14 protein-coding genes are annotated in these 17,476 nt (G+C 69.9%); 8 read left to right on the forward strand and 6 right to left on the reverse strand.

The window, feature by feature from the left end:
- The first annotated feature begins 76 nt into the window (after nucleotides 1–76).
- The gene (locus tag ACH49X_RS03025) at nucleotides 77–1,741 is read left to right on the forward strand and encodes an alkaline phosphatase D family protein (protein WP_357206710.1); all 1,665 of its coding nucleotides are present in this window, start codon (nucleotides 77–79) and stop codon (nucleotides 1,739–1,741) included.
- A gap of 184 nt (nucleotides 1,742–1,925) precedes the next feature.
- Here the strand turns inward: ACH49X_RS03025 and ACH49X_RS03030 are convergent, their stop codons facing one another.
- Nucleotides 1,926–3,095: a phosphotransferase family protein gene (locus ACH49X_RS03030; protein WP_195082318.1), complete on the reverse strand. Its 1,170-nt coding sequence runs from the start codon at nucleotides 3,093–3,095 to the stop codon at nucleotides 1,926–1,928.
- A gap of 190 nt (nucleotides 3,096–3,285) precedes the next feature.
- Between ACH49X_RS03030 and ACH49X_RS03035 the strand changes: the two genes are divergently transcribed.
- Nucleotides 3,286–4,257, forward strand: a complete 972-nt coding sequence (locus ACH49X_RS03035) for a hypothetical protein (RefSeq protein WP_357110315.1) — start codon at nucleotides 3,286–3,288, stop codon at nucleotides 4,255–4,257.
- Between the two features lie 7 nt (nucleotides 4,258–4,264).
- Here the strand turns inward: ACH49X_RS03035 and ACH49X_RS03040 are convergent, their stop codons facing one another.
- Nucleotides 4,265–5,233 carry a DUF389 domain-containing protein gene (locus ACH49X_RS03040; protein ID WP_195082317.1) on the reverse strand — a complete coding sequence of 323 codons (969 nt, stop codon included), beginning with the start codon at nucleotides 5,231–5,233 and terminating at the stop codon, nucleotides 4,265–4,267.
- Between the two features lie 63 nt (nucleotides 5,234–5,296).
- Nucleotides 5,297–7,090 carry an aspartate--tRNA ligase gene (gene aspS / locus ACH49X_RS03045; protein ID WP_357110312.1) on the reverse strand — a complete coding sequence of 598 codons (1,794 nt, stop codon included), beginning with the start codon at nucleotides 7,088–7,090 and terminating at the stop codon, nucleotides 5,297–5,299.
- 191 nt (nucleotides 7,091–7,281) lie between these two features.
- Between aspS and ACH49X_RS03050 the strand changes: the two genes are divergently transcribed.
- On the forward strand, nucleotides 7,282–8,205 hold the full coding sequence (locus tag ACH49X_RS03050; protein ID WP_357110309.1) for a neutral zinc metallopeptidase: 924 nt from the start codon (nucleotides 7,282–7,284) through the stop codon (nucleotides 8,203–8,205).
- Between the two features lie 117 nt (nucleotides 8,206–8,322).
- Nucleotides 8,323–8,859, forward strand: coding sequence for a hypothetical protein (locus ACH49X_RS03055; protein WP_195082314.1), 537 nt, complete (start codon nucleotides 8,323–8,325; stop codon nucleotides 8,857–8,859).
- 69 nt (nucleotides 8,860–8,928) lie between these two features.
- On the opposite strand, the gene ACH49X_RS03060 is transcribed toward ACH49X_RS03055, so the two are convergent.
- Together ACH49X_RS03060 and ACH49X_RS03065 are read right to left on the reverse strand one after the other, a co-directional pair.
- Nucleotides 8,929–10,545, reverse strand: coding sequence for a hypothetical protein (locus ACH49X_RS03060; RefSeq protein ID WP_357110304.1), 1,617 nt, complete (start codon nucleotides 10,543–10,545; stop codon nucleotides 8,929–8,931).
- Nucleotides 10,542–10,871, reverse strand: coding sequence for a type VII secretion target (locus ACH49X_RS03065; protein WP_040867626.1), 330 nt, complete (start codon nucleotides 10,869–10,871; stop codon nucleotides 10,542–10,544). Before ACH49X_RS03065 ends, ACH49X_RS03060 begins: the two co-directional genes overlap by 4 nt.
- A 208-nt stretch (nucleotides 10,872–11,079) precedes the next feature.
- Between ACH49X_RS03065 and ACH49X_RS03070 the strand changes: the two genes are divergently transcribed.
- From ACH49X_RS03070 to ACH49X_RS03085, 4 genes are all read left to right on the forward strand, one after another.
- Nucleotides 11,080–12,084: an NAD-dependent epimerase/dehydratase family protein gene (locus tag ACH49X_RS03070; RefSeq protein ID WP_357206712.1), complete on the forward strand. Its 1,005-nt coding sequence runs from the start codon at nucleotides 11,080–11,082 to the stop codon at nucleotides 12,082–12,084.
- Nucleotides 12,085–12,115: 31 nt separating this feature from the next.
- Complete coding sequence (locus tag ACH49X_RS03075; RefSeq protein WP_195082310.1) at nucleotides 12,116–13,132, forward strand: Rv2578c family radical SAM protein; 1,017 nt, start codon at nucleotides 12,116–12,118, stop codon at nucleotides 13,130–13,132.
- 111 nt (nucleotides 13,133–13,243) lie between these two features.
- Complete coding sequence (locus ACH49X_RS03080) at nucleotides 13,244–15,313, forward strand: 2-oxoacid:acceptor oxidoreductase subunit alpha (protein WP_357206714.1); 2,070 nt, start codon at nucleotides 13,244–13,246, stop codon at nucleotides 15,311–15,313.
- Nucleotides 15,310–16,389 (forward strand): 2-oxoacid:ferredoxin oxidoreductase subunit beta, encoded by a 1,080-nt coding sequence (locus ACH49X_RS03085; RefSeq protein ID WP_357206716.1) that lies wholly within the window; start codon nucleotides 15,310–15,312, stop codon nucleotides 16,387–16,389. Before ACH49X_RS03080 ends, ACH49X_RS03085 begins: the two co-directional genes overlap by 4 nt.
- A 29-nt stretch (nucleotides 16,390–16,418) precedes the next feature.
- On the opposite strand, the gene ACH49X_RS03090 is transcribed toward ACH49X_RS03085, so the two are convergent.
- Nucleotides 16,419–17,423 (reverse strand): malate dehydrogenase, encoded by a 1,005-nt coding sequence (locus ACH49X_RS03090; RefSeq protein WP_357206718.1) that lies wholly within the window; start codon nucleotides 17,421–17,423, stop codon nucleotides 16,419–16,421.
- Between the last annotated feature and the right edge of the window lie 53 nt (nucleotides 17,424–17,476).

Below are 17,476 nucleotides of genomic sequence, written 5' to 3' on the forward strand. Positions count from 1 at the left end.
GCGCGACATGCCGTGGCGCGCCCTCGCGGTCCGCACCGCGAGCGGCACACGGAGTTGCGCGTCGCCGGTACTTCGGATGGGATCGGTACCCGTGACTGAAAACGCATCCGTTTCAGATCCCTCGTCCACTTTGCGCTTCGCTCGACGCGTGCTTTTCCAGGGCAGCGCCGCCACCGCGACCGTGGTGCTGGCCGCCGGGCGTGCCGACGCCGCGACAACGGTGTTCCGCCACGGCGTCGCCTCGGGGGACCCGCTGCCCGACGGCGTGATCATCTGGACCCGCGTCACCGTCTCCGACGACGCGGCGCCTGGCTCGGGCCTGGGTGACCCGGCGACCGTCCGGTGGGAGATCGCCGCGGACGAGCGGTTCGCCTCGACCGCCGCGTCCGGCACCGTGACGACCTCGGCGGACTCCGACCACACGGTCAAGGTCGACGTTTCCGGCCTGGCTCCCGGCGGCGAGTACTTCTATCGGTTCAGCGCACTCGGCCAGACTTCGCCGGTGGGCCGCACCAGGACCGCTCCCGCCGCGGCCGACACACCGGACCGCCTTCGGTTCGGCGTGGTGTCGTGCGCGAACTGGGAGGCAGGCTACTTCGGCGCCTACCGCCATCTGGCCGCTCGCACCGACCTGGACGCGATCGTGCACCTGGGCGACTACATCTACGAGTACGGCCGCGGCAAGTACGGCGGCCGCGACGGCGCCGTGCGCGCGCACGATCCGGCCAACGAGATCGTCAGCCTGGCGGACTACCGCATCCGCCACGCCCAGTACAAGACCGACCCCGATCTGCTCGCCCTGCACGCCGCGCTGCCGTTCATCTGCACCTGGGACGACCACGAATCCGCGGACAACTCCTGGTCCGGCGGCGCGAACAACCACGATCCCGCCACCGAGGGCAGCTGGGCGGACCGGCGCGCCGTTTCCGCGCGGGCCTACCTGGAGTGGATGCCGGTCCGCGCGTCCGGCTCCGGCGCGGATGTGCGGATCTACCGCAGGCTGCGCTTCGGCACCCTGGCCGAACTCGCCATGCTGGATCTGCGCAGCTACCGCGACCAGGAGGCGAAGCCGGGGGCGAACTGGCGCGAGGCCGACAACCCGGCGCGCACCATCACCGGTAAGGCGCAGATGGAATGGCTCACCGCCGGCTTGGCCTCCGCTCCGGTGCGGTGGAAGCTGGTGGGTAACTCGGTCATGATCGCCCCGCTGGTGTTCCCGCCGCTCGAGCCCGCCACCACGGCGGCGATCACCAGCACCATGGGCCTCCCGCAGGCCGGCCCCTCGTTGAACGGCGACCAGTGGGACGGCTACACCGCCGACCGCACCCGGCTGTTCCGCGCCATCGTCGACCAGCAGATCTCCGACGTGCTGTTCCTGACCGGGGACATCCATTCCTCATGGGCCGCCGACCTGCCTCTGGACGCGGCGGGCTACCCGGGCGGCGCGACGGCGGGCGCCGAGTTCGTGGTGCCGTCGGTGACCTCGACCAGCATCGGCGACATGCTCCGGGCGAACTCCGCTCCGATCGCCGAATCGATCAAGACGGTCAACCGCCATTTGCGGTACGTCGAGTTGGATGCCCACGGCTACGGCGTCCTGGAGATCACCGCGGACCAGGCGCAGATGGACTGGTACTACCTGCTGAACGTGGCGGACCAGAACTCCGGTGTTCGCCATGGCGCATCGTTCGCCGTCCGCTCCGGGGGCCGGATCGAGCCGAGGCAGATCCCGCTCGGCTGAGCGCTGCCGTCGACCACTGGCGTCCTCCCCGGCACGCTACCGGCATTTCGGTGCCGGGACCGCACGACGATGCGCGTCCCGGTGCTGTGCCTGCGGGCGTCGACCACCTGGAGGCCGCTTTACTCGCACGCAGGGCGGGTGTCGCCGAGAGCGGCCTGATGCACGCGAACTCGACGCAGCGGGCTTACTCGCCCCAGCGTTCTTCCAGCCGCGCCGACACGTCCTCGGCGAAATCCCCCACGATGTCGTCTCCCGTGCACCGCGCGTCCTCGGCGAGCGCGGCCCAGCGGTTGATCAGCGCCGCCGAACGCGGCACCGAAAGGCCGTGCTCCCTGGCGGCGGCGATGCGGGCGTGGTCGGCGGGCAGGAACCAGTAGGTGGACAGCCAGACCCAGATCAACCGGGCTTCCAGGATGCGTTCGGCCAGCTGGTCGTCGTCGGCCAGCGCGGGCCACACGCCGACGACCTCCGCACGCCAGGCCTCCACCATCTGGCGCGCCCGCTCCCGCGAGAGCTCGAGATCGCACAGGCAGCCGGGGAAGGACACCAGCGCGTAGGCGATGTCCAGGGTGGCGTCGCGGAATCCGCCCCACTCGTAGTCGAGGAAGCGAGCGCCCTCCTCGTTCAGGATCACATTGTCCGGGCAGAGGTCCGACGGGCTGAACGCGCGGAAGCGGCCCGCGGAGTACAGGCGGTTGCCGCGCACGATGCGCTCGGCGATCTCGCCGGGCACCTCGATGCCGAGCTCGCGCTCGAGCAGACCGGGCACCTCGGCGATCGCCGACTCGGCCTGCTGGGCGATGCCGTCGACCCGGTGCACCACATCGACCCGGCGCAGCAACGCGACGAAGTCGGCTTCGCGCCCGACCGTGGCGGCATGCATCCGGCCCAGCGCCTGGGCGAACGCCATCAGGGCGTTGCGGGTGGCGGGCTCGGCGCCGGAGCGGAGCACGGCGGTCAACAGGGAGTTCTCACCGAGGTCGCTGAGGATCAGCAGACGGTCGGGAAGGCTGTGGGCGATCAGGTACGCGCCCGGCCGGTGCTCCCGGCTCAACGCGGTGGTGAACTGATACGACACCGTTTCGCGCAGGAACGCGGAGTCGATGCTGGCGACCCCGGGCGCCAAGCCGCTGGTCCGGCGTTCCTGGGCGGCGCCGCGAACCTGCTTGATGATCAGGGTTCGCGGCAGCGAGAAGGCATTTTCCGCTACACGCACACGTAGGACCGTCGTCCTACCACTACCGCTGAGTTCGATCGGATCGCTCAGCTTTACCGGAGCACCCATTCGCTTTGTGAGCAACTGTTGCGCTGCGGACACGACTTCGGCGGCGCGTTCGGCCAATAGTGCGGTCATCGCCTCTCAAAGTACTCGCTCGGGGTCACTTCTAGCGAGCGGTTACACAACCTTTCCGCGTCGCTCGGCGTGTCCGCGGCACGGCCGGACGGCGCCCGCCGGTCGCTTGACACCTCCGCACCCGTCGGGTTTTGTCATCGTCAACTGCCCTGCGCCACACCGCAAACCAGTTGAGTGGAAAGGTCTACGCATGACCGACACCCCGCCTCCCGCACCCAAACAATCAGCTGGCGGCGCTCCCTCCCAGAACGACGACGCACGCTCCGCCGCGCGGCCGGGGCAGCACGTGAACCCTGATCCGCAGGCTGCCGCCCCCAGGACAGGGCACGCCCCCCACGAGATGGCAGGCCCGGGCGGATACCCGCAGTACGAGGGGCCCGGCGCGGCGCATTACGGCAACGAACCACCGCAGCAGGCCCCACCTGCCGGCATAGGCCACCCCGGTTACGGCCCGCAAGGCACCGGGCCGGGCTGGGCGCCCTCCGGTCCGGCGCCCGCCCAGGAGCCGGTCTACGGCTACCAGCAGGTGCCCACCGGTCCGGCCACCCTGGACGTGGGCCGGGCGCTCAGTTACGGCTGGGCGCGATTCCGGTCCAATCCGGGGCCGTGGGTGGGGGTGACCGCGGCGGGCCTGGTGATCTACCTGGCATTCGTGCTCGTCGTGCAGGTCGCCGACCCTACGACGATGCTGCCGCTGCTGCTCGTCTTCCTGGCGGTCATGGCCGCGATATGGCTGCTGCAGGCGGCGATGGTGCGTGGCGCACTGTATGAGACCGACGGCACGCCACCGCCTTTCGGCGCCTACTTCCGATTCGTCAACGCGGGCAACGTGCTGCTCACCGCACTGCTGGCGTTCACGCTGACCTTCCTCGGGTCGGCGCTGTGCCTGCTTCCCGGGTTGATCGCGGGATTGCTGTGCGTGTTCTCGCTGCACTTCGTCGTCGATCAGGACCAGGGTCCCTTCGAGGCGCTGAAGTCCAGCTTCACGCTGGTGGTCGCCAACGCGTGGCAGGTGCTCCTGCTCGCGCTGGCGGTGCTGGTGATCACGTTCCTGGGGCTGCTGCTGTGCGGGTTGGGGCTGTTGGTCGCGGGCCCGGTCGCCGTGATCGCGGTGACCTACGCCTACCGAGTGCTCACCGGAGGCATCGTCGCCGCGGCGTGACGCAGGGTCACTTCTCGATCAGTGAGCGCATGCCGATCCAGCGCTTGAACCGTTCCACAGGACCGGCCTCGCTGCCCGCGCGCGGCCGGAGCTGGAGCACGATGATCCCGGCCACGATGATGCCTGCCATGTTCACCGCCAACTGCCCCGCGGACAGGAACGCCACCCGCCACTCCCCCAGGGTCGCCGCGACCACGGCGAAGCCGGCCGCGGGCACGGTGGTCACCGAGATGAACACCCCGACCAGCGCGGCCGATTTCGCGGTCACCAGCGACAGCATGCCCGCCGCGCCCGCGAGCAGCGCGACGACCAGGGAGAACGGCCCCACCTGATAGATGAAGTCGACCTGCTCGACGCTGCTCACCCCGTCCATGGTGATCCAGCCGACCTGCTCCCACACCAGCGTCGCGAGCAAGGTCACCATCATCGCCACCGGAAACCCGACGGCGAGCGCGATGGCCGAGCGACGGGCGAGCCCGAAGTCTTTGCGCGCCAGCGCCACCGCGAACGCCGCCAGCGGGCCGAACTCCGGCCCCACCACCATCGCGCCGACGATCGTCACCGGCGAATCGGTCGCGACACCTACGGCCGCGAGCAGGCACGCGATGGTCAAGAACGCCAGAAACGTCGCGTTGAGCCTCGACTCCTCGTGCGTCTGTGCGACCAGTTCCTCCCACACCACCGCGTCGCTCGGATCACCGGGCGCCTCGTGCACCGCGCGCTCGCCCGCCTCCGACAGGACCGTCTCGACCGGCGTGAGCGTCATCCCGCCGGATCGGCAGACGCCGAGAGCGGTCAGGTCCTCGAGCACGTCGTTGGCAGCCTCACGAGCCACGTCCGCTTGCACCAGATCACCCTTCGGCTCCAGCGCGATGCCGCGGGCCAGGGTCACATGCGTGACCCCCGGATCGGCGGCGAGCACCGCGAGCACCTCGTCGGTGAGTTCGGGCGGGCTGATCAGGCGCAAGTGCAGCAACGGGTTTCCTCGCGGTCGGGCAGACGGAGCTGACCAGAAGGTACCGTCCGGGTGAGCGCTCCGCTACGACGCGGCCTCGGCGTGCTCGCCCTTCTTCTGCTCCGGCTTGACGTCCAGACCCGCCTCTTTGCGCTGCAGCTCGCTGATCGGCGCGGGCGCGTCGGTCAGCGGATCGACGCCGCCGCCGGTCTTCGGGAACGCGATGACCTCACGGATCGAGTCCTCGCCCGCCAGCAGTGCGGTGACCCGGTCCCAGCCGAAGGCGATGCCGCCGTGCGGCGGCGCGCCGAAGGCGAAGGCGTCGAGCAGGAAGCCGAACTGCTCCTGGGCTTCCTCCGGCGTGATGCCCATCACGTCGAAGACACGTTCCTGCACGTCACGACGGTGGATACGAATCGAGCCGCCGCCGATCTCGTTGCCGTTGCAGACGATGTCGTAGGCGTAGGCCAGCGCCGAGCCCGGATCGGTGTCGAATGTGTCCAGCGACTCCGGCTTCGGCGAGGTGAACGCGTGATGCACGGCGGTCCAGGCGGAGTGGCCGACCGCCACGTCACCGCTCGCGGTCGCCTCGACGGTCGGCTCGAACAGCGGCGCGTCCACGATCCACACGAACGACCAGGCGTCCTCGTCGATGAGACCGACCTTGCGGGCGATCTCGACCCGCGCCGCGCCGAGCAGCGCGCGCTGCGCCTTCGCGGCGCCCGCCGCGAAGAACACGCAGTCACCCGGCACCGCGCCGACGTGCTTGGCCAAGCCGTCGCGCTCGGCCTCGCTGAGGTTCTTGGCGACCGGGCCGCCCAGAGTGCCGTCCTCGTTCACCAGCACGTACGCCAAGCCCTTGGCGCCGCGCTGCTTGGCCCATTCCTGCCACGCGTCGAGCTGCCGCCGCGGCTGGCTCGCGCCGCCCGGCATCACCACCGCGCCCACGTAGGGCGCCTGGAACACCCGGAACGGGGTGTCCTTGAAGTAATCGGTGCACTCGGTGATCTCCACACCGAAGCGCAAGTCGGGCTTGTCGCTGCCGAAACGGCGCATGGCCTCGGCGTAGGTCATGTGCGGGATCGGGGTCGGGATCTCGTAGCCGATCAGCTTCCACAACGCGACCAGGATCTCCTCGGCCAGCAGGATCACGTCCTCCTGGCGCACGAAGCTCATCTCGATGTCGAGCTGGGTGAACTCGGGCTGCCGGTCGGCACGGAAGTCCTCGTCGCGGTAGCAGCGCGCGATCTGGAAGTAGCGCTCGATGCCGCCGACCATGAGCAGCTGCTTGAACAGCTGCGGGCTCTGCGGAAGGGCGTAGAAGCTACCCGGCTGCAGGCGCGCCGGCACCACGAAGTCGCGCGCGCCCTCGGGGGTGGACCTGGTCAGCGTCGGGGTCTCCACCTCGACGAATTCGTGGCGGGCGAGCACCTCGCGGGCGGCCGCGTTGACCTTGGACCGCAGCCGGATGGCATGCGCGGGGCCTTCGCGGCGCAGATCCAGGTAGCGGTGCTTCAGGCGCGCTTCCTCGCCGGGCTGCTCGTCCAGCTGGAAGGGCAGCGGGGCGCTCTCGTTCAGCACCTCGAGTTCGGTGACGTTCACTTCGATGGCGCCGGTGGGCAGTTCCGGGTTCTCGTTGCCGCTGGGCCGCGGTTCGACGGTGCCGGTGACGCGCACGCAGTACTCCGCGCGCAGCCGGTGGGCCTGCGCGGCGGGTTCGCCCTCGCGGAACACCGCCTGGGCCACGCCGGACGCGTCACGCAGATCGATGAAGATCACCCCACCGTGGTCACGCCGCCGGGCCACCCAGCCGGTGAGAGTGACGGTCTGACCGGCATGCTCGCTTCGCAGCGAACCAGCCAAGTGGGTGCGCAGCACGGGGTTCCTTTCGACGACTCTGGCACCGGCGCGGTGTGACCAGGTGCGAGTCCATCGTAGTGAGACACATTCGGTGAGTGGAAACCGATATCGACGCGCCCGTGCCAAGCTGTATCCGAGGGAGTGTGAACCGGGGGCCCGGACCGCCGCGGGTTGGGTGACCCCGGGGGACGAGCGAGAAAGCGACGACGATGACCTTCAACGAGGGCATGCAGATCGACCCCGACCGGGTTTCGTCCGGCGGTCCCGGCATGGGCGGCAAGCTCGCGCTGGGCGGCGGCGCGGGCGGGCTCATCGTGCTGGTGCTGGCGCTGCTGCTGGGTGGCGACCCCGGATCCATCCTCGGCAGCTTCACCGGCGCGCAGGACCAGAGCCAGACGCAGCCGGGCACGGCAGGCACGCCGAGCCACTGCAAGACCGGCGCGGACGCCAACAGATACGTCGACTGCCGGGTGGCACTCACCGCGCAGAGCCTGGACGCCGTGTGGTCGGCCGAGCTGCCGAAGCAAGCGGGCAAACGCTATTCGCAGCCGAAGGTCGTGCTCTTCTCCGGAGCCACCTCGACCGGATGCGGCAACGCCACCAGCGAGGTGGGACCGTTCTACTGCCCGGCCGACCGGACCGCCTACTTCGACACCAGCTTCTTCCAGGAACTGGTGGATCGCTTCGGTTCCAGTGGCGGCCCGCTGGCGCAGGAATACGTCGTGGCGCACGAGATCGGCCATCACATCCAGAACCTGCTCGGTGACATCGGCCGCGCGCAGCGCGATCCCAGGGGCGCGAACTCCGACGCGGTGCGCACCGAATTGCAGGCCGACTGCTACGCGGGCATCTGGGCGCACTTCGCGGACAAGCAACGCGCGCCGGGCAGCGACCAGCCGTTCCTGAAACCGCTGTCGGACAAGGACGTCAACGACGCGCTGTCGGCGGCCGCCGCGGTCGGCGACGACCGCATCCAGCGCGCCGCGCAGGGCCGGGTGAATCCCGAAGCGTGGACCCACGGTTCGTCCGATCAGCGGCAGAAGTGGTTCCTCACCGGCTACAAGACCGGTCAGGTCCGCGCCTGTGACACGTATTCGGCGCCGGACCTGAACAACCCGTCCGGTCTGCGATAGCAGCGGATCCGAGCGATACAGCGCGCCGACTCCCGCCGAGGGTCGGCGCGCTGTCATGATCTACGGCAGTTCGCCTGTGCCGCAGGTGGACACGGACAGCACCGGAAGATGGGATCGATGCGAGTAACGAAAGCCGTTCTGCTGGTTGTGACGCTGATCGTCGCGGTGGGCTCGGGCGCCGCGACGGCCGACCCGGCACTGGATCGCCCCAGCGCGCTACCGCCGATCGCCGCGCCGCTGGCGCTGTTCACGCTGACCACCATTCCCGACGGTTGGCAGACGCGGACGGATCTGCGCCCGCAGCTGGAGATCTTCGCCGACGGCAGGGCGGTGAGCAGCCCCGACGCGGTGGCCGCCGAGCGTCGTCCCGAGACTCCGCCGAAGCGGATCGACGGGCATATCCCCTCCGACGTGCTCAGCGCGGCGCTGGCCGAGACCAAGGCGCTGGCCACGGCGGACCTGGGCGTGCCGAAGGCCACGGACCAGAGCAGCCGGATCATCGACCTCATGCCGCAGTCGCCGTCGGACGACGTGCACCTGGTGGTGTACTCGCCGGACACCACCGAGGGGCTCGGCGCGGAGCAGCAGGCCGCACGCAAACGCTTCGCCGACCTCTACCGGAAATTGATCGACTCGTTCGTGCAGGACAACTGAGACTCTCGTCGTCACCCGGCCCGGCGGCCGTTCGGGCCGGGTACGGCGCCCGGCCCGCTCGGCGTTGCGTCAGAACTGGTCCTGCTCGTAGTCGGAGCTGATGATCTCGTCCGAGTGCGTGGCACCGATGACATCCGGCGTCGACTCGCCCAGGGGGCCGGTGAGGTCGTCGTTGCCGGTGGGGCTCGAGTAGGGCTGCACCGTGCGCGAGTGTTCCTCGTCGTTGGCGCGCTGCCCCGCCGCGCCGGCCGGGCCGCCCATGAAGCTGCTGGATCCGGCGGGGGTCGTACCGGCCGGTGTGCCGGTACCGAGCGACGTGCCCGGTACACCGGAGACCGGCCGGATCGGCGGGACAGTGGTGCCGGGCAGGCCGCTGGCTTTGGGAACCGACGGCGTGCTCGGGCTGCCGGGACGGCCGGGGCTGCTGCCCAGCAGACTGCTGGGCGTGCCGTGGCTGGTGCTCGGACTGTGCGGGGTGCTGTGCACCGACGACGGCGTGGTCGTGGGCGACGTGGTCCCCGGCGTGGCGGAGTCCAGGCCCGCCGCCTTGGTCGCGGTGTCCGAAGCGGTGGACTGCGCCTGCTCCAGGATCGGTTGGCCGACGTTCTCGGCCAGAGCCTGGGCGACCTCCTGCGGCGCGGGCCCGCCTCCCGGCGCGACCAGCTGCTGCACCATCCCGCTGAGCTCGGCGGTCTTACCCGCCAGGTCACCGCGGGTGGCGTTGACCACGCCGACGGCCTGACCGAGGTGTTCGGTGGCCGACGCCATCAGCGTCGCCTGGGCGGGCGGGGTGAGGATCACCGGCGCGAGCGCGGTGGCCTGGGTGGCGAACGACGACGCGATGCCGAGCAATTGCGCGTTGCCCTGCTGCACCACCGCGGCGGCCCGCTGTGTGAGTTCGGAGATGTCGATGCCCCGCTGGCTGGTCTCCTGCCCCTGCACATTCGCCTGCTGACTCGCCGCCTGGGCGTTGCGCGCGGCCTGGCTCTGCCACAGCTGCTCGACCGTGCTCATGCTGCCCTTGCCCACCTGCATGGCCATCTCGATGACCTTGGAGGACTGGCTGAGGATCGCGGTCGGGTCGAACGCGCCGATGACGCCGGTGCCGAAACTGCTCAGCAGGTCCAGGATCGGCTTCATCAACACGTCGACGCCGGGCAGCGCGGGCACCGCGACGCCCTGCAGCAGGGCGGCCACCGGATCGGCGGGCAGAGCGGGCAGCGAGCCGGCCGCGGCCGCCGCCTGATTCACCGTGCTGGCGATCGCGCTCGGCGCGGCGGCGAGCGCGCCGTTCAGCACGCCGTTCGCCTGATCGAGCGCCGTCTCGATCGCGGGTGCCGCGACCTGGTCGAACGCGGTGTTCGTGTCCCCGAGCAGCGCCGAGGCCTGATGCGCGACGCCGTGCGCGTCCTCGGCGCTCGGCGCGCCGTTCAGTCCGGGCAGACCGGCGGGCACGGTGGCCGACTGCTGATCCTCGGAGATCTTGCGCGACAGCACGAACGCGGGCGGCTCGATGGGGGGAAGGTCTTCGGGCAACTGCGGCAGCGGCAGGTCGAGCACCGCCTGGGCCGGTGTCTGCTGCAGCGCGTCGAGCACGGCCTGCTGGCCGATGGCGACGTTCTGCTCGGCCGCGTGCGCGACCGCCTCGTCCTGCGGCGCGATGAGGCCGCTGTCCAGTGGTCTCATACCGCGCCCCCGATCTGGCCCGCGATGGACCCGAGCGCACCGGCGTTGGACCAGTCCACGGCGTCGTACGCGGCGGCGGCGCTGAACGCCGAGTCGGACAGCTTGGCGTACTTGGCGGACAGATCGTTGATGTCCTTGGCCTGCAGCACTTGCGCCGCGGCGAACATCGCCAGGTAGTCCGCCCCGATCAAGCCGAAGACCGGCACGAGCGCCGAAACGTTCTTCACCGCGTCGAAATTGCCCGCCCCCGCGAGATCACCGGCGATACCGGCGTTCGTGGCGGCGAACGCCCGGACCGCTTCGGTCTCTACCGAGAGATCACTCATCGAGTTGCCCCCCAAATCGTCGTACAGATCCGCGTCATGCAGTTTTCGAATCCGCCTACCCTGCCGAATCGGCAAGGGCCGCTACGGATGCGCTCAATATAGCGGACCGGACCGGCATGTTTCGAGCCCGAACGCGCCGCAGGACCGGGCGAACCGGACCGAACTGGAACGTGTTGCAAATTAGAACAAGTTCTATATTCTCTGTCCCATGAAGGTCGCAGTGACCGGCGCAGCCGGCTACCTTGGCACGAATCTGCTCCGCCTCCTCACCGAGCGCGGTCACCAGGTCACGGCCGTCGATCGGGCCGTTCCCGCCGAGCCGGCGGCGCCCGGCGTCACCTGGGTGCGCGGCGACGTGCTCGACCCGGCGTCGATGCGCGCCGCGCTGGACGGCGCCGAGGTGGTCTACCACCTGGTCGCGGTGATCACCCTGGCCGAGAAGAACGATCTCGCCTGGCGGGTGAACACCGAGGGGGTGCGCGTTGTCGCCGAAGCGGCGCTGGCGGTCGGCGCGCGCAGGATGGTGCACGCCAGCTCGATCCACGCGTTCGACCAGTACAGCTGCGGCGGCCGGATCGACGAGAACGCGCCGCGCTCGACCGACCCGGCGCTTCCCGTCTACGACCGCTCGAAATGGGCGGGCGAGGTGGCGCTGCGCAAGGTGATCGACCAGGGACTCGACGCCGTGCTGTGCAATCCCACCGGCGTCTTCGGCCCGCTGGACTACGGCAAGCCGCTGTCCCGCATCAACCGGACGCTCAGGGACGCGGCGCTCGGGCGCGTGCCCGCCATGATCGGCGGCGGATTCGACCTGGTGGACGTGCGCGATGTCGCCGAGGGCCTGGCACTGGCCTGCGAGCACGGCCGCACGGGCGAGAACTACCTGCTCGGCGGCTCGATGATCTCGATGCTCGAGCTGTGCCGCGTCGCCGCGACCCACGGCGGCAAGCGCGGCCCGAGGTTCGCCATCTCCCCCAAGCTCGTGTCCGGCGTCATCCCGATGCTCGCGCCGATCGGCAAGCTGTTCAACTCCGACATCGTCTCCAAGGCGGCGCTCGGCGCGCTGATCTCCGCCCCGGTCGTCGACCACGGCAAGGCCGAACGCGAGCTCGGCTACCGGCCGCGCTCGCTCGACGACACGGTGCGCGACCTGGTCGCCTTCTTCGCCGACCCGGCGGCGCTCACTCCTCCCGGCGCCAAGCAGATCGCTTGACAGTCGCTAGAACACATGTTCGACTGAGGGGGTGCGGTGGCAAAGCCAGACCCTGGACGCCGAGGACGGCGCCTTGCCCGGGTTGTCCCGGGCCGGTCTGGTGCGCACCGTGCGGACACCGGAGTTCGAGGGCATCACGTTCCACGAGGTGCTGTGCAAGAGCGCGCTGAACCGGGTGCCCGAAGGCGCGAACGTGCCGTTCCAGTGGACCGTCAATCCGATGCGGGGCTGTTCGCACGCCTGCCGCTACTGTTTCGCGCGCGGCACGCACGAATACCTGGACCTGGACGCGGGCCGGGACTTCGACTCGCAGATCGTGGTGAAGACCAATGTCGCCGCGGTGCTGCGCAAGGAGCTCGGCAGGCGGTCATGGCGCCGCGAGCCGGTGGCGCTGGGCACCAACACCGATCCCTATCAGCGCGCCGAGGGGCGATATCGGTTGATGCCGGGCATCATTCGCGCGCTGACCGAATCCGGCACCCCCTTCTCCATCCTCACCAAAGGCACCTTGCTGCGCCGGGATCTGCCTTTGCTCACCGCCGCGGCGGGGCAGGTGCGGGTGAGCCTGGCGGTGTCGATCGCGATCCTCGACGAGGATCTGCACCGGAGCCTGGAGCCGGGCACGCCGTCGCCCCGGGCCCGGCTGGAGTTGGTGCGCGCGCTCACCGACGCGGGGTTCGCGGTGAACGTCCTGGTCGCACCGGTCATTCCCTGCCTCACCGACGGCCGCGCCCACTTGGACGCGATCTTCGGCGCGATCGCCGAGGCGGGGGCGGAATCGGCGGTCGCGTTCCCCATGCACCTGCGCGGCAGCACCAGGGGCTGGTTCCTGTCCTGGCTGGCCGAGCACCATCCGGCGCTGCTGCGCCGCTACCGCCAGCTGTACCGGCACGGCGCCTACGTCACCCCGGAGTACTCCGCCTGGCTGCGCTCCCGGGTCACTCCGCTGCTGGCGAAACACGGTTTGACGGCGCGCGGGCGACCCGAACCGGAGACACGAACCGAAACCGCACCCACGAGCGACGCGCAGCTGGCATTGTTCGCCTGACGCGGGCAACCGCCGGATCTCGCCGGTCCGCGCGCTTCACGGGCGCGCACCGCGTTCGACGGAGTAGTTTGGCGATGGCACCTCTCAGCGACGAGGAAGTGAAGCAGGCATATGGTTTCACACCAAAACGATGTCGGCACAGCTAAATTGGAAAAGGTTGTCATTCGGTTCGCCGGGGACTCCGGCGACGGAATGCAGCTGACCGGCGATCGCTTCACCCACGAGGCCGCCGCCTTCGGCAACGACCTGGCCACCCAGCCCAACTTCCCCGCCGAGATCCGCGCGCCCCAGGGCACGCTGCCCGGCGTCTCGTCGTTCCAGATCCAGATCGCCGACTACGACATCCTCACCGCGGGTGACCAGCCCGACGTGCTGGTCGCGATGAACCCCGCCGCGCTCAGGGCGAACCTGGAGGACCTCCCGCGCGGCGCCACCGTCATCGTCAACACCGACGAGTTCACCAAGCGGGCGCTCGCCAAGGTGGGTTACGCCGCCGATCCGCTGGCCGACGAGACGCTGTCGGACTTCGTGGTCCACCGGGTCCCGATGACCTCGCTCACCCTGGGCGCGACCGAGTCCACCGGAGTCGGAAAGAAGGACGCCCAGCGCGCGAAGAACATGTTCGCCCTCGGTCTGCTGTCCTGGATGTACGGGCGCCCGATCGGCGGCACCGAGCAGTTCATGCGGGAGAAGTTCGCGACCAAGCCCGACATCGCCGAAGCCAACATCCTGGCCTTCCGCGCGGGCTGGAACTACGGCGAGACCACCGAGAGCTTCGCCACCACCTACGAGATCGCTCCCGCCAAGCTTCCGCCGGGCACCTATCGGCAGATCACCGGCAACACCGCGCTCGCGTACGGCCTGATCACCGCCGGTCAGCTCGCCGGGCTGCCGGTCTTCCTCGGCACCTACCCCATCACGCCGGCCTCCGACATCCTGCACGAGCTGAGCAAGCACAAGAATTTCGGCGTCACGACCTTCCAGGCCGAGGACGAGATCGCGGGCATCGGCGCGGCGCTGGGCGCGGCGCTCGGCGGTTCGCTCGGCGTCACCAGCACATCCGGCCCCGGGCTCGCGCTCAAGAGCGAGACCATCGGCCTCGCGGTGATGACGGAGCTGCCGTTGGTGGTGATCGATGTGCAGCGCGGCGGTCCGTCGACCGGACTGCCGACCAAGACCGAGCAGGCCGACCTGTTGCAGGCGCTCTACGGTCGCAACGGCGAGTCACCGGTGGTGGTGCTCGCGCCCCGCTCCCCCGCCGACTGCTTCGCCACCGCGGTCGAAGCCGCGCGCATCGCCCTCACCTACCGCACTCCGGTGCTGCTGCTGTCCGACGGTGCGATCGCGAACGGGTCCGAACCGTGGTCCATCCCGCGCGTGGCGGAGCTGGAACCCATCGACCCGGCGTTCGAACCGGAAGGCGACGACAGCGATCCGTTCCAGCCGTACGCACGCGACCCCGACACGCTCGCCCGCCCGCTCGCCGTCCCCGGCACGAAGGGCCGCGCCCACCGCATCGGCGGTCTGGAGAAGGCGGACGGCAGCGGCAACATCTCCTACGACCCGGCCAACCACGAACTCATGGTCCGCCTGCGCCGAGCCAAGATCGACGGCATCGAGGTGCCCGATCTCGTGGTGGACGATCCGGACGGCACGGCCGAGCTGCTGCTGATCGGCTGGGGCAGTTCCTACGGTCCGATCGGCGAGGCGTGCCGGCGCGCGCGGCGGCGCGGTGTGCCGGTCGCCCAGGCGCATCTGCGGCATCTGAATCCCCTGCCCGCCAATCTCGGTGACGTGCTGCGCCGCTATCGCGTCGTGGTCGCGCCGGAGATGAACGGCGGCCAGCTGGCCATGCTGCTGCGAGCGAAGTACCTGGTCGACGTGCGGCCGTGGACGAAGATCGCGGGCACGGCGTTCTCCGCCCAGGAACTGGTCGGGGTCATCGACGCGGCGCTGGACGGGTCGATCGAGGAGCTGGAACAGAACAAGGTGTTCGCCGCGAAGGCGAGGGCCACATACCGAACGCTGCCGGACGAAGTCCGTCCACAGCCCTGTGCCGGGCCGAGCGCAGGCGAGGCAGCCACATATCGAACGCTGCCGGACGAAGTCCGTCCACAGCCCTGTGCCGGGCCGAGCGCAGGCGAGGCAGCCACGTACCGGATGGCTGGGGGTAACGCATGACCATCGTGGAAACCGCACTGGTCGGCACCGACCTGGGACTGACCGGAGTCTCCGGGGTGCCGTCGGCGGACGGACCGCAGAAGGTGAAGGACTTCACCTCCGACCAGGAAGTACGCTGGTGCCCCGGCTGTGGCGACTACGTGATCCTGGCGACGGTGCGCGGCTTCCTCGCCGAACTCGGGTTGCGCCGCGAGAACCTGATGTTCGTGTCCGGGATCGGCTGCTCGAGCCGCTTCCCGTACTACTTGGAGGCCTACGGGATCCACTCCATCCACGGTCGCGCGCCCGCGATCGCGACCGGCTTGGCGGTCAGCAGGCCGGACCTGTCGGTGTGGGTGGTGACCGGTGACGGCGACGCGCTGTCCATCGGCGGCAACCACCTCATCCACGCGCTGCGCCGCAACGTGAACATGACCATCCTGCTGTTCAACAACCGCATCTACGGCTTGACCAAGGGCCAGTACTCGCCCACCTCGGAGCAGGGCAAGATCACCAAGTCCACCCCGATGGGCTCGGTGGACCACCCGTTCAACACCCTGTCGGTGGCGCTGGGAGCGGAAGCCACCTTCGCCGCCCGCGCCCTGGACTCCGATCGTGCGGGACTGACCGAAGTGCTGCGCGCCGCCGCCGAGCACCGCGGCACGTCGTTCGTGGAGATCCTGCAGGACTGCCCGATCTTCAACGATGGCTCGTTCGACGTGCTGCGCCGCGACAACGCCGCGGACCATCTCATCCCGCTGCGGCACGGCGAGCCGATCCGCTTCGGGGCCGAGGGGGAACTCGCGGTTGTGCGCCGTGGTTTCGGGCTCGCGGTCGCACGCGCCGACAGCGTCGCGGAGTCCGACATCGTGGTGCACGACGCCTACGCCGACGACCCGGAGTACGCCTACGCGCTGTCGCGGTTGTCCGATCAGGGGCTCGAGCATGTCGTCACGGGCATCTTCCGCAGCGTCAGCCGGCCGACCTACGACGACGCGGTGCGCTACCAGACCGAGACGGCGCGGGAACGGAAACCGGTCGGTCCGGAATCGCTGCAGTCGCTGCTCACCGGCTCCGAGACCTGGACGGTCGAATAGCGGGCCCCGCGCCTGCTCCGCGGGGCCGGTCAAGCTCGCTTGGCGAAACCGAGGTCGATGACGGCGTCGCGCTCCTGCTCCAGCTCGGCGACCGAGGCGTCGATCCGGGCGCGGGCCTGCTCATCGATCGTCAGCCCGGGCACGATGGTGTACTCGCCGTTCGCGCAGGTGACCGGGAACGAGCTGATCAGCCCTTCGGGCACACCGTAGGAGCCGTCCGATGGCACGGCCATGGACACCCAGTCGCCGTCGCGGGTGCCGCGCACCCAGTCGTGGATGTGATCGATCGCGGCGCTGGCCGCACTCGCCGCCGAGGACGCGCCGCGGGCCTGGATGATGGCGGTGCCGCGCTGCTGCACGGTGGGCACGAACTCCTCGGTCAGCCACGCCGGATCGCCGACGAGGTCGAGGGCGGGACGTCCCGCGATGGTGGCGTGCGCGATGTCGGGGTACTGCGTCGCCGAGTGATTGCCCCAGATCGCGACCCGCGCGATGGCGGCGGCGGGCGCACCGGTCCGCTTGGCCAGTTGCGCGATGGCGCGATTGTGATCCAGACGGGTCATGGCGGTGAAACGCTCGGCGGGCACGTCCGGCGCGTTGCTCATGGCGATGAAGGCGTTGGTGTTGGCCGGATTGCCGATCACGAGCACCTTCACGTCGTCGGCGGCGCTGGCGTTGATCGCGGCGCCCTGCTCGGTGAAGATCGCGCCGTTGGCGGCGAGCAGGTCCGCACGTTCCATCCCGGCGGTGCGCGGCCGTGCGCCGACCAGCAGGGCGATGTCGGCGCCCGCGAAACCGATCCACGGATCGTCGCTGATGTCGACGGAATCCAGCAGCCCGAACGCGCCGTCTTCCAGTTCCATCGCCACGCCCTCCAGCGACGCCACCGCGGCGGGAACTTCCAGCAGCCGTAGACGCACGCGCGTGTCGGGGCCGAGCATCGCGCCGGAGGCGATCCGGAACAGCATGCCGTAGGCGATCTGGCCCGCGGCTCCGGTCACGGTGACGGTCACGGTCCCAGCGGCGGTGCTCACGAACGAACTCCTTGCGATCGGCGGACTTCTGCTGCCCACCCTAACCACTCTCA

The sequence above is a fragment of the Nocardia sp. NPDC019323 genome, assembly GCF_044389845.1.
Classification (GTDB): domain Bacteria; phylum Actinomycetota; class Actinomycetes; order Mycobacteriales; family Mycobacteriaceae; genus Nocardia; species Nocardia implantans.